This is a genomic window from Sodalis sp. RH19 (genome assembly GCF_047324215.1).
GTDB lineage: Bacteria > Pseudomonadota > Gammaproteobacteria > Enterobacterales > Enterobacteriaceae > Acerihabitans.
Window position 1 is genome coordinate 1216547 of record NZ_CP178734.1, and the last position, 13367, is coordinate 1229913.

At 59.0% G+C, this 13367-nt stretch carries 10 protein-coding genes; 1 reads left to right on the plus strand and 9 read right to left on the minus strand.

Translation table 11 applies throughout. The features are described from left to right. Window position 1: 1 nt before the first annotated feature. The 9 genes from ACL2XF_RS05515 to ACL2XF_RS05555 all read right to left on the minus strand — a co-directional run bounded on the left by ACL2XF_RS05515 (window position 2) and on the right by ACL2XF_RS05555 (window position 11403). Window positions 2–1354, minus strand: coding sequence for an MFS transporter (locus ACL2XF_RS05515; protein WP_413728191.1), 1353 nt, complete (start codon window positions 1352–1354; stop codon window positions 2–4). Window positions 1355–1648: 294 nt separating this feature from the next. Beyond that, window positions 1649–3121, minus strand: coding sequence for a mannitol dehydrogenase family protein (locus ACL2XF_RS05520; RefSeq protein ID WP_413728774.1), 1473 nt, complete (start codon window positions 3119–3121; stop codon window positions 1649–1651). A 77-nt stretch (window positions 3122–3198) separates the two neighbouring features. Continuing rightward, window positions 3199–4212, minus strand: a complete 1014-nt coding sequence (locus ACL2XF_RS05525) for a Zn-dependent oxidoreductase (RefSeq protein WP_413728192.1) — start codon at window positions 4210–4212, stop codon at window positions 3199–3201. Between the two features lie 14 nt (window positions 4213–4226). Continuing rightward, window positions 4227–5441, minus strand: a complete 1215-nt coding sequence (gene manD, locus ACL2XF_RS05530) for a D-mannonate dehydratase ManD (RefSeq protein WP_331123072.1) — start codon at window positions 5439–5441, stop codon at window positions 4227–4229. Between the two features lie 186 nt (window positions 5442–5627). Further along, window positions 5628–6962 (minus strand): MFS transporter, encoded by a 1335-nt coding sequence (locus ACL2XF_RS05535; RefSeq protein ID WP_410014708.1) that lies wholly within the window; start codon window positions 6960–6962, stop codon window positions 5628–5630. 189 nt (window positions 6963–7151) lie between these two features. Further along, window positions 7152–8453, minus strand: a complete 1302-nt coding sequence (locus ACL2XF_RS05540) for an anaerobic C4-dicarboxylate transporter (protein WP_413728193.1) — start codon at window positions 8451–8453, stop codon at window positions 7152–7154. Window positions 8454–9055: 602 nt separating this feature from the next. Beyond that, the gene (locus tag ACL2XF_RS05545) at window positions 9056–9637 is read right to left on the minus strand and encodes a DUF1349 domain-containing protein (RefSeq protein WP_413728194.1); all 582 of its coding nucleotides are present in this window, start codon (window positions 9635–9637) and stop codon (window positions 9056–9058) included. Between the two features lie 66 nt (window positions 9638–9703). Continuing rightward, on the minus strand, window positions 9704–10579 hold the full coding sequence (locus ACL2XF_RS05550) for an EamA family transporter (protein ID WP_410014710.1): 876 nt from the start codon (window positions 10577–10579) through the stop codon (window positions 9704–9706). Between the two features lie 68 nt (window positions 10580–10647). After that, window positions 10648–11403 (minus strand): DUF2461 domain-containing protein, encoded by a 756-nt coding sequence (locus tag ACL2XF_RS05555; protein ID WP_413728195.1) that lies wholly within the window; start codon window positions 11401–11403, stop codon window positions 10648–10650. 483 nt (window positions 11404–11886) lie between these two features. On the opposite strand from ACL2XF_RS05555, the gene ACL2XF_RS05560 reads away from it, so the two are divergent. Beyond that, window positions 11887–13341 (plus strand): DASS family sodium-coupled anion symporter, encoded by a 1455-nt coding sequence (locus ACL2XF_RS05560; RefSeq protein ID WP_410014712.1) that lies wholly within the window; start codon window positions 11887–11889, stop codon window positions 13339–13341. Window positions 13342–13367 lie beyond the last annotated feature (26 nt).

Consider the following 13367-nt stretch of genomic DNA (forward strand, 5'->3'; position numbering starts at 1 on the left):
ATCACATTTTCCTCACGTTGACCGTTTCTTTGATCAGGAACAGCGGGATACAGGAGAGGGCCAGCACGCCGACGATCACCATATAATGCACGTCGAAGCCAAAGTGATGGATAATCCATCCGGCCGTCGGCGCCACCAGGATGCCCGCGATGCCCACCGCCAGGCCGATCATCAAACCCATGCTCGAGGCCGCCGCCTGGGGCGCCGAATCGATCAGCAGCGCGTAGGCCACCGGATAGGGGGAATTGCGAAACAGCCCCCAGAAAATCAGGATGATCCAGCCGACGGTGGCGGAGGTAATAAACATGCACAGCGCCGCCGCCAGGATCCATCCCAGGATAATGACGCACAGTGAAATCCTGCGGCCTTTGATATCGGAATAACCGCCCCACAAAATTTGCCCAATCCAGCCGGTAATGCCGGAGGCGCCGGAAATAATCGCCGCGGTGGAGAGGTCCAGCCCCACCTCACGCGTCAGCTGCAGTGTAAGGAAATTGGCGATGCCCATCTCCGCCCAGGTAAAACCGAAAATCAGGGCGATGGCCAGCAGGCAGTTGCGGTTCTTCAGGCAGGAAAAGGATTCCTTCAGGGTATGCCTGAGGTTGCTGGGCCGGCTTTGCCGGTGGTCCTCAATCGGCACCGTCAGGTTATTGTCTTTGATCCAGGTATAGACCTTATCCTGGTTTTTCCGCGTGCCGACAAAAAACTGCAGCACGACGATGCTCAGGCCAATCAGCGGGATAAACAGGAAGGCCTGCCGCCAGGTGCCGAAGGCCAGGATCAGCGCAATCAGCGCCGGCCCGATAAACTGCCCGAGCGGGAAGCCGGTATGATGCACGCCGATGGCGAACCCGCGGTTTTCCTTGTGCCACCACTCACCGAGCAGGGCGACGTTGATGGGCTCGGAGCCGCCGGTGCCCATGCCCATCATCACCCGCAGGAACTGGAAGGCGCCGAGGGTTTTGCAAAAGGCGGTGGCGACGCCGGCGACCACTTCGAACAATACCGCCACGGTCCAGCTATAGCAGCGTTTGTAGCCGGTGCCGATATAATCGGAAAATATCCCGAAAATCACCGCGCCCAGCAGCGTGCCGATAAAACTCAGGGAATTGAGCCAGCCGGCCTGCATTTCGCTAAGATTGAAATCCTTCATGATAGCCGGCAGCAGCGTGGGCAAGATGATCCGGTCGATGGAGTTCATCAGGATGGCCAGGGTGGTAATGACCAGCATCCACCAGGATATCGGATGCGCCTTCGGCAGGAACCGGCGAAAACCGCCGCCGTTATCGGGTTGCTGCCCGGAGGGGGAGTGATGACCGCCGGGGGCGGTGGTATCGCTGTCTTGATGGTGCATTCTGAATTTTCCTCACGATGATTTTTATTATATTGCAGGGTCAAACTTAACTTCGGGGACTGCGGTGACTGCCTGGGACGTTTTGGGTTATGCAAAAAACGGGGACTCTCACTATAGGCAGAACATAAATAAATATTGTGTCAACGACGATACGTAATAAGCCGCGAACCCGCCCGCGCGGGTTGGCGTGCCGGTGCGATGTTATCCGCCGCGGGATAGCCGCGCGCGTTCAGGCGCGATAACGGCCGGGGCGCAACGCCCCGGCCGGCGTTGCCGGCAGAAAACTTGGGCCGGTCAGCCCGCCGTGGGCCACTGCGCCACGGTTTCGCGGGCGCCGTGGGTCAGCAGCGTTTGATAGGCCTGCTGCACCCGTGCGATAAACCGCGGGTTGGCGGGTAAATCATCGCCGAATACCGCCTGCAGGGAGAGCAGGGCATGCACCCGTTCCGCGCCTTGTTCGCTTTGCGCTACCAGGCCTTGTAGCTGGTCAAGCAGCGGATCGCTGACCTCGATGGGCTGGCCCTGCTCATCGACGCCGCCGACAAACCGCATCCAGCCGGCAACGCCCAGCGCCAGGTAGTCAAAGCTGTCGCCCTGGCGCAAATGCCAGCGAATCGCATCCAGCCAGCGCTGCGGCAGTTTTTGCGTGCCGTCCATGGCGATCTGCCAGGTGCGGTGTTTCAGGGCGGTATTACGGTAGCGCGCTATCAGGGAATCGGCGTAGGCCGCGAGATCCACATCCACGGTGCGCAGCGTCGGCGCCTGCTCGTTTATCATCAGCTTCCTGGCCGCCGCGACGTAGTGCGGATCCTGCATGCAGTCGCTGATGTGCTGGTAACCGGCCAGGTAGCCCAGGTAAGCCAGGAAGGAGTGGCTGCCGTTAAGCATGCGCAGCTTCATTTCCTCGTAGGGCAGGACATCCTTGACCAGCTCCGCGCCGACCTTTTCCCAGGCGGGGCGGCCCTGGACAAAATTATCCTCGATAACCCACTGGCAAAAAGGCTCGCAGGCCACGCCGGCCGGGTCGTTGACGCCCAGCAGCTGTTGTATTTTCGCCAGGGTTTCATCCGTTACCGCCGGCACGATGCGATCTACCATGGTGGACGGAAAGGTGGCGTTGCCCTCAATCCAGCGGGCAAGGCCGTCATCCTCCAGCGCGGCCAGTTCAAGCACCACATTGCGCGTGACATGGCCGTTCTCCGGCATGTTGTCGCACGACATTACGCTAAACGCCGGTAAGCCGCGCTGCCGGCGCAGCTTGAGCGCGGCGACGATCACGCCGGCCACCGACTGCGGCTCATCCGGGTGGGCAAGGTCATGCTGGATAAGCGGATGCTGCTGGTTGAGCTTGCCGCTGGCGGGGTGGTGGCAGTAACCTTTCTCGGTGACGGTAATGGAGACGATGGCGATGTCCGGGTGCGCCATGGCGTCAAGTATGGCCTGGATGCCGTCGACGCTTTGGTGCATGGCGCGTTTTACCGTGCCCACCACGCGGCAGTTCCAGCCCGTGTCGGCCATTTCCGAAACCGAATACAGCAGATCCTGGCGCTGGATATCGGCGATCTGCTTCTCGCCGCCAATCAGGTTCACCTCGCAATAGCCCCAGTCGCTGCCATGCTCCGCCGCCAGCCGGTCGGCGTATACCCCTTGGTGCGCGCGATGGAACGCGCCGAATCCGAGATGGACGATGCGTGTCTTGATGCGGTCGCGATCGTATTTCGGCGTGCTGACGCCCTCGGCCACGGGACTTGTTGCTGATAATGTCATCATAATCATAGGCTCGGTGTTGAAATGAAAAAGGGACAGCGCGGCGATGGCCGGGGGCCATCGCCTGGATCACCACATCAGAATTTCAAGATGACCTTGCAGCAATGGCGCTGATCTTTCTCGAATATCGTCAATGCGGCTTCCACTTCCGCTGCGTCCATATAATGGGTAATCAATTTGGCCACATCGATCTTGCCCTGCACCATCCACTCGATAACCTGGGGAAAACGGTGGCTGTTCAGGCGCGAGGTGAAAATAGAGATTTCCTTACTGGTGATGCTCTGCTGCGTCACGCTGCTCGCCTCGCCGGAAAATCCCAGCAGGCCGATGCGCGCCGCCGGCGAGGCGAGATTGACCGCCTCCTGCAGGATGGCGGGGTGGCAGGCGGCATCAATCACCAGCGTCGGCCGGATGCCCTGTTTCGCCAGCTCGTCCTGCAAGGACAGGCCGGTATTGTTGATCACCTGGTCGGCGCCGCTGTCCAGCGCCATCTCAAGACGTTCCGCGATGCGGTCGGCGACGATTACCCGGCTGACACCATACACCCCTTTCAGCACCTGTACAGCGGTCAGGCCCATCGGTCCGGCGCCATACACCAGCGCCACGTCGCGCGGCGTGGGCTGCAAAAAGGCGGTAATATTGGCGGCGATGGTAAACGGCTCCACCATGCTGGCCACCTGGTCCGGTATTTCCGCCGGGATGACGTAGGCATTTTCAGCCGGCGCGCAGGCGTACTCGCTAAAGCCGCCGTCGCGGTGCACGCCGATAACCGACAGTTCGGTACACACATTCGGCCGTCCCACCGAGCAGGGATAGCAATGGCCGCAGCTGACGACCGGATCGACCGCCACCCTTTCGCCGATACGGCCCGCGTCCACGCCCGCGCCCACCGCGTCGATTTCGCCGAAAAACTCATGGCCGATAACCCGGGGATATTTGGCGAAAGGGTTGTGTCCATGGTAAATGTGCACATCGGAGCCGCAGATGCCGGCATATTTTACCCGCACGCGCACTTCACCGGCGGCGGGTTGCGGGATCGCGCGCTGCTGGATCGCCAGTTTGCCGGGTTGTTCGATAACTACGCTGTTCATCGCCGCTTCTCCTGTTACCAGTTCCACAAGGTGCCGTCTTCCAGACGCGCCACCGGTAAATGGGCCGGTTCGTAGGGGTATTTCGCCGCCAGTTTTTCATCGAATTCGATGCCCAGTCCCGGCTTGTCGCCCGGATGCATATAACCGTCGTCAAATGTCCAGTTATGCGGGAACACTTCCAGCATCTGTTCGCTATACCCCATATATTCCTGTACGCCGAAGTTAGGCACCCACAGGTCAAAATGCAGCGCCGCCGCCATGCAGACCGGCGAAAGGTCGGATGGGCCGTGCGAGCCGGTGCGCACCTGGTAAAGCGAGGCGAAATCCGCAATCCGGCGCATGCCGGTAATGCCGCCCGCATGGGTAATGGTGGTGCGGATATAGTCGATCAGCTGCTCTTCGATAAGCTGTTTACAATCCCAGATACTGTTGAAGACTTCGCCCACCGCAATCGGCGTCACGGTGTGCTGGCGGATCAGGCGGAAACTGGACTGGTTCTCCGCCGGCGTGGGATCTTCCATCCAGAACAGGCGGTAGGGCTCGACGCTTTTACCGAAGCGGGCGGCCTCGATGGGCGTCAGGCGATGGTGCATATCGTGCAGCAGGTGTTCATTAAAGCCGAATTTCTCACGCACCGCCGCGAACAGCTGCGGGGTAAAATCGAGGTATTTTTCCGTCGACCACAGCTGCTCTTCCGGCCAGCTGCCCTTGGTGGCCGGCTCGTAGGCCAGGCCTTTGCCCTTGGCCATGCCGTAGGTGGTTTTCATGCCGGGTACGCCGCACTGCACGCGAATGGCCTTGAAGCCCATTTCCTGATGTTTGGCGTAATCGTCCAGCACTTCGTCTATAGTATGGCCAGTGGTATGGCAGTACACCATGACGCCGGTACGCGACGCGCCGCCCAACAGCTGGTATAGCGGCATATTCGCGGCCTTGGCCTTAATGTCCCACAGCGCCATATCCACGGCGGAAATGGCGGACATGGTCACCGGCCCGCGCCGCCAGTAGGCGCCTTTATAAAAGAATTGCCAGATATCCTCGATTTGATGGGCGTCGCGGCCGATCAACTGCGGACAGACATGGTCCTTAAGATAGGAGGCTACCGGCAGTTCGCGGCCATTAAGCGTGGCGTCGCCCAGCCCCGTGAGGCCGTCGTCGGTGGTGATTTTCAACGTCACAAAATTTCTGCCGGGGCAGGTGACAAAGACTTCCGCTTTTACAATTTTCATCAATATGACCCTTAGCAACAAACAGGTTGACCACTAATCAATGCATACTACCATACAAGTTACGTTAAGGTATTTTTGCTACATTGATCACATTTTTACGTTTATCTCGCCCTATCCCTCCATCGCCGGGGCGCTATGCCCGCCAACGCCGTGCTACAACACGCACGTGTTAACGCGGGCCCCCGCTTAATGCCTGGTCCAGTCCTGGTATTCTTGCTTGCGCCGCAGCGGCGCCGTCTCCGGCATCAGCGCCAGGCCTATTACCGACGCCACCCCCAGCACCGTGACATACATCGCCAGACCGTAATAATGCCCGCCGGTGACCTGCAATATTTTTACCGCCACCAGGCCGAGCACGCCGCTGCCGATCAACGAGCCGATTTGCCAAATAAGGGCGATGCCGCTGCAGCGGATATGGGTTGGGAACAGTTCGGGGAAAAAAGACGCCTGCGGCGCGTAGCACATGCTATGCCCAAGGGTCAGCACCAGTATCATCACCAACTGCGTCAGCCAGAAACTGTCCTGGTTAATGGCCAGGAAAAACGGCACGATCATAATCACTTGCAGCAGCGCGCCCGCCATATAAACGGGTTTGCGCCCCAGGCGATCCGACAGATGCCCCATTAGCGGGATGGCGGGGATCTCCAGCGCCACGGCGATAATCATGGTTTCCATCAGCAGGTTGGTACTGAGATTATTGGCCTTGACGTAGGCCAGCACAATCACGGTAAACATGGCGAAGACGCAGGCTTCAATCAGCTTCGCGCACACCCCCTTGACGACGATGCCGGGAAAGTCGCGGATCACTTCCATGACCGGACGCGACTCCACGGCTTTGGTGGCGCGGATTTTAGCGAACACCGGCGACTCGTCGATACGCAGGCGGATAAACAGCCCCACCACCACCAGCAGCAGGCTGAGCAGGAACGGAATGCGCCAGCCGAAGCTCATCATCTGCTCGGGGGACAGGGCGGCGTTCAGCGCGGCAAACAACGCCAGCGGCAATAAAAAGCCCAGCGGCGCGCCGATTTGCACCCAGCTGGCAAAAAAGCCGCGCCGGGCGGGCTGTGAATACTCGGCGGTCATCAGCACCGCTCCCGCCTGTTCGCCGCCGACGCCGAACCCCTGCAATATACGGATTAGGATCAGCAGCACCGGCGCCCAAACGCCGATTTTCTCATAGGTGGGCAGCAGGCCGATGCAAAACGTACCGAGACCGACGATCAAAATGGTGATCACCAGCGCTTTCTTGCGCCCGACTTTATCGCCGATATGGCCGAAGACGATGCCGCCGACGGGGCGCGCCAAAAAGCCCACCGCATAGGTGGCGAAGGCCGCCAGGGTGCTGACCAGCGGGTCGCTGCTGGGAAAAAACAGATGACCGAAAAACAGCACTGCGGCGGTGCCGTAGGCAAAAAAATCATAATATTCCGCCGCCGTGCCGATGGCCGACGCGCTGGCAACGCGGCGTATCAACGACCGTGAGTCTTTTTCGCTGAGCGTTTCTGTCTGAGTCGCCATGTTTTCACCTTTCAGTAGGGGGAGGTCATGCCGGAGGGAATGCAACAGGAAAAATAGTTCTGAACCAACTACCATACAAGTAATAAATGGTCATTTTTCAGCGGCGATCACATTTTTAGCCAAAACCGCCGCCATGGCGTGCACTCATCAGCAGGAAAGGGAAAGCGGCCCCATGCCGGGGCCGGGGGGTTAAAGAATAACGCTGCCGAGCAGGAAACCGAACACCACCGAGAAGGTGACGCCCAGCGTGCCGGGAATAAAGAACGGATGGTTAAAGACAAACCGGCCGATACGGGTGGTGCCGGTATCGTCCATCTGTACCGCCGCCACCAGGGTAGGATAGGTCGGCAGGATAAACAGCCCCGAGACAGCGGCAAACGACGCCACCACGGTCAGGGGCGAGACGTTCAGCGCCAGCGCCATCGGCATCAGCGCCTTGGCGGTGGCGGCCTGCGAATACAGCAGTGCGGAGCAGAAAAAGAAAATCACCGCCAGCAGCCAGGGATGGCCCTGGATAACGCCGCCCGCCGTCGTTTTGATCCAATCCAAATTGGCCTGGACAAACGTATCGCCCAGCCAGGCCACGCCCAGGATACAGATACAGGCGCTCATTCCCGCCTTAAAGGTGCTGGAATTGATCACCGCTTCGGTGGCGACGGCGCAGGTGAGGGTAATCAGGGTGGCGACGCTGAGCATAATGATAAGGATGGCGCTGGTGGTGGTCATGACCGGGGTTGCCACCAGGCCGAGGCCGGGACTGTTGATAATGGCGTAGGCGACGACGCCCAGCACGCCGGCAAGGAACAGCAGCACCGATATTTTCGCCCGCGGCTTGATCTGCGTCACCTGGTTGCCGCGCAGGGCGACCAGGCCGTCCTCAAGCCGTTTCAGATAAACCGGGTCATCGGACAGCCTGGCGTTAAACAGTCTCCCGACCAGCAGCGACATCAGCACCACGCCGCAAAAGGTGGAGGGAATGACCACCGACAACAGGTGGATATAGCTCACGCCATGGCTTTCCATCACGGACGACATATACACCACCGCCGCGGATATCGGCGAGGCGGTAATGGCGATTTGCGCGGAGACCACCGCGGTGGAGAGGGGACGGCAGGGTTTAATGCCCTGTTCCTTGGCCACTTCCGCAATCACCGGCAGGGCGGAAAGCGAAATATTGCCGGTGCCGGCAAACAGGGTCAGGAAATAGGTCACCACCGGCGCCAGCAGCGTAATGTGCCGGGGGTTTTTACGCAGTATTTTTTCCGTTTGCTGTACCAGGTAATCCATGCCGCCGGCGACCTGCATGGCGGCGATGGCGGCGATAACCGCCATGATGATGGAAATGACGTCGAACGGGATGCTGCCGGGTTTAACCCCGAGCATCGCCAGGACCAGCACGCCGAGGCCGCCGGCAAAGCCGATGCCGATACCGCCCAGGCGGGCGCCGAGGAAAATAGCCAGTAAGACAATGATAAGTTCGACCGCTAGCATAACCGGCCTCCCCGTGGCTGGGACCTGAACCCTATCGCCGCCGGTCTTATCCCGCCAGGAGAAGAGAGACTGTCATGGAAAAATACCGGAAAGACCTGAAGTGTGAAGCAAATAGGGCCGCTGGGACGAGCGTTTAACATGCAAATCTCCTTTTAAGCATCGTATTGACGAGCAGATCGGTAAAAATAGGGCTATTGGCTGTATTTCCAAACGGATCAACCACGATTATTATTTCTGGCCCAATCATATGCTGTTTTTCCGGCAATACATGTCGCCAGATCACTATCCACGGTCGTGAAAACGACAGAATGTGATATCTGCGATTATTCTCACAAATCCTTCAGAATTATCGCGCCCGTCTAGGGTAAGTTCAGGCATTACCGGCAACGGACAGCGGCTGGCGGGTGTGATGGCGATGTGCGGTATAGGGCTGAAAAAATCCCAACGGTGCGCCGGCGTTACCGGATGGGGGGACGCTGTAAGTTACCGTGCAACAGTATGGCGCTAAGCCGGATACGGTCAGCTCCCTGGAGAGCAGGGTCCGCATTGCAGTGAAAGGGTTTTCCGCGCGGGCTTGGGGCCGGCAGGGAGGGCGGTGCGGGTTATGTCAAATCGTGCAGGTCTTTCGCCTGCGGCTTGCCGAGGCGGATATCGTCGAAGGCGACCGTCAGCCCCGCGCGTTCCGGCGTGCAGCACATCACGCCGGCGAACCAGGGCGGCGCGGACGGAAACGGGCAAAGGCGCAGCAGCGGCCAGTATTTCCCGTCGGCGGAATATTGCAGCCGCACGCAGCCGTCGGCGAGCGTCAGACGCAGCCAAAAACAGCCGGCGTCGCCCGCGAACGGCATGCTTGACCAGTCGGAGTCCGGCGCGGTCAGCACGCTGCCCATCATCGGCTGGTCGTCGGTATATTCGATCCCCGCTTTCAGCCAATGCCTCTGGTCCTTAAGCACCATCAGGCCGGCCTGATCGTATAACCGGCGATAATCGCCGCGCACGCGCGCCTGCAATGTGAAATCCGCGCGCATATCGCAGCCGAACACATGGCCGGAATGACGCTGGAATCCGTACCAGGTCCGTTGCCAGAAATCCGTCTTGCCGTTGGTCGCCACCCGCAGCACCGACCCGTTCAGGGCCCATTGATCCGGCTCGTTCAACCAGCGCCAGCCTGAAAAATCCATCATCGCCTCTCCCTGGGTTATTGTCCGCAGAAAAGAGTAGCTGACGTCCTTGATACGCGCAAATTAAGCCTAGGTCACCACGGTTTCGACGCTGCCGCGCGCGGTGATGGCGCTGCCCATGCCCGCCGTAATGGAAAATACGACGGCGATAATCTGGGTCGGCGTCAGGGTTTCCGACAGCATGACAAAGGCCACCAGCGCCGCGACGGCCGGCTCCATGCTGACCAGGATACCGAAGGCCTTATGCGGCAGCCGCTTTAAAGCGGCCATTTCCAGCGTCATCGGCAGGGAACTGGAGAGCAGGGCGATAAGCAGCCCCATGGCCAGCAGGTCGGGACGGGTAAGGATGGCGCCGGCATCCATCATGCCCACCGGCAAGGTGACCATCGAGGCGAACACCAGGCCGACGGCCACGGTTTGGCCCGAGTGCAGGTGGCTGACGGTCTTGCCGAACACAATATACAGCGCCCAGCATAACGCGGCGGCCAGCGCAAACAGCACGCCGGACAGCGGCAGCCCGCTGTCGTTGCCGCGCAGCGGCAACAGCAGCAGAACGCCGGTAACGGCCAGGGCTATCCAAATAAAATCGCTGAGTTTGCGGGAATACAGTACGGTAACGGCCAGGGGGCCGACAAACTCAATCGCCACCGCCAGGCCGAACGGGATGCTTTCGAGGGCGAGATAAAAGCACAGGTTCATCATCCCAAGCGTCAGGCCGTAAAGGGCGATGGATTGATATTCGCGCAAGGTGATTGACGCCCGCCAGGGACGCCACAGCAACATCAGGACGATGGCGGAAAACCCCGTCCTGAGCGCGGTGGTGCCGGTGGCGCCGATCAGGGGAAACAGCAGCGCCTTGGCAAGCGAGGAACCGATGCTGAGCGACAATATGGAACCCAATACCAACAGAAAGGGAATCAGTCTGGCGGCGGCGGAGGATGACATGAGACGTTCCCTTTAATGTGATGATTTAACCCGGTGACAGGCGCCAGTTATCTTCCGTGCGCGGCGGTTCAGAGATCTTCCAGCGGCACCTGTTTGAGGGTTTCCACGCGCATCAGCAGCGCGTACAGCGGCTGCAGGCGGGTAAAATCCCGCATCAGCCGCGCAACCAGCGCCGGTGAAAACAGGGAGGCGATATTATTATCCGTCGTCATCACGGCAAAGGATTTGCGATTGTACCAGCTCGCCAGCGCCGGATCCTGGTCTTTGATAAGCGGGCGTTTATAGCTTTCGCCGGCCAGCGCAAACGGCGCGCGCGCGCAGGCGGCGGCGCGGGCAAACTCTTCCGGCTGGCGCAGCATCAGGTGGCGAAAACGGTCCATGGTGGCTTTGCTGGCGGAGTAATAGCCCAGGCCATAATGAAAAAAATCGGGGGTGATTTCGAAAAAAAACACCGGCGCGTCGGTCCATTCCTTTGAATGGCGTTTAAAGGTCAGCCACATCCGATTGCGAAACAGCGATTTATCGCGGGAAAACCGGGTATCGCGATACATGCGCGACAGCGTTTTGCCCACCGCCGGGCGCGTTTCGACCTGGTCGTCGATGGCCAGCATCGCCGGGGCAAGATCCTCCACCAGGGCGCGAAACGGGGCCAGCAGATGACGCTGATACTCCCCGCGATGAGACTCGAACCACTCCTTGCTGTTTTCCTTGACCACCTGTTGCAGAAATTCCAGCCCGGTGGGCGTAAAACCCTGGAAAGAAGACGACGGCACTGTGACGACCTTAATGTGATTGGGACGGTTTCCCGCGGTTGCTATAGCCATTGTGGCGAGTCGGTCCTGACCTTTCAACCGGATTTTCGCCTGACGGCGTCCGCGGGGATAACGCGATTGGCGCCATGGCCGGCGGATAAATGCCATGGACGGGAAATAATGCGTTAAACATTGTTACAATAAAAAATGAAATTTCCCTGAGGATAGGCAAAATCAGGCGCATTACTCAAAAAGGGTTGATATAGATCAACCTAACCTGCGCGCCGTTTTTTTCTCTTTTTAATTAAAATAAGATTGCATTACTATGTTTGGCAACGTCCTGAAAGGCCTCAGCATGATCCGGCCACGGCAGTATTCAGGAAACAATTTAATAAACCGGATTGACGCATTTTATCAATAACATTTTCTACCCTGTTCAATGAACGATTTAAGGGTGGGTCGTGTTCCGTTCAAATAAGAATTATTCACAATGAAATCATTTTTTAAAATTGATTTCACTCTCGTCAACCTAACGCAAATATAGGAAGAGTTCCGGTGAAGATAAAAACGTCTTATGGCCTGAGCTGGCTGCCCCTGGTGGTGATTGTCGCCATCGCGCTGGCGCTGTGGCCGCTTACGCCGCCAACCGGCCTCAGCGCGGCCGCCTGGCATTCCGCGGTGATTTTTGTCGCCACCATCGTCGCCATCGTCGCCAACGTCCTGCCCATCGGCGCCATTGGCATTATCAGCATCACTATTTTTGCCCTGACGTATGCGGCGGGTGATAAAACCGCCAGCGGCGCCATCGTGACGGCCCTCAGCGAGCTGAACAGTTCGCTTATCTGGCTTATCGTGGTCGCGTTCATGATTGCGCGCGGGTTTATCAAGACCGGGCTTGGGCGGCGCGTGGCGTTGATGCTGATTCGCCTGTTGGGCAAGCGCACCCTCGGCCTGGCCTACGGGCTGGCGTTTGCCGACCTGCTGCTGGCGCCGGCCATGCCCAGCAACACCGCGCGCTGCGGCGGGGTGATCTATCCCATCGCCGATTCCCTGGCGCGCAGTTTTAATTCGCACCCGGACGATGCCTCGCGCAGCAAGATCGGCACCTTCCTCATCGTGTGCATCGGCAATGTCAACGATATTACCTCGGCGCTGTTTATGACCGCGTATACCGGCAATCTGCTGGCGGTCAAACTGGCGGCCAACGCCGGCATCCATATCACCTGGTTCGGCTGGTTTATGGCCGCGCTGCTGCCCTGCGTGGTGTCGCTGCTTATCGTCCCGCCCTGCATTTATTATCTGGTTCGCCCGGAGATCAAAAAAACCCCGGACGCGCCGGTATTCGCCGCCGCCGAGCTGGAAAAAATGGGGCCGCTGGGCAAGGGCGAATGGTTAATGCTGGCAACGGTGCTGCTGCTGCTGGTGCTGTGGATTTTTGGCACCTGGCTTGGCATCGACCCCACCACCGCGTCCTTTGTCGGCCTGTCCTTTTTGCTGTTGACCGGTGTCCTGACCTGGGAAGAAATTAAAAGCGAGAAGGGCGCCTGGGATACGCTGGTGTGGTTCGCCGCGCTGCTGATGATGGCCAACCAGCTGAAAAATCTGGGGTTCACCACTTGGTTCGGCGATCTGATCGGCACCAATATCGGCCACCTTATGGCCGGGACCAGCTGGGTCTGGGTACTGCTGCTGCTGAACGCCGCCTATCTTTATACGCATTATTTTTTCGCCAGCGGCAACGCGCAGATTGCGGCGCTGTACGCGGTATTCCTGGCCGTCGGCATGACGCTCGGCATTCCGGTGCTGCCCATGGCCTTTATGCTGGCGTTTACCAGCAGCCTGTATTGTTCCTTAACCCAGTATACCCATGCGCGCGGTCCCATCCTGTTTGGCGCCGGCTATGTGCCGACCCGTGTCTGGTGGCGCACCGGTTTTGTGGTCAGCGTGATCAACCAGATTATTTTTATGGGCGTGGGCCTGACCTGGTGGCGGGTGCTGGGGCTGTATTAATCCGCATCCAGGGCTTATCCCGGCAT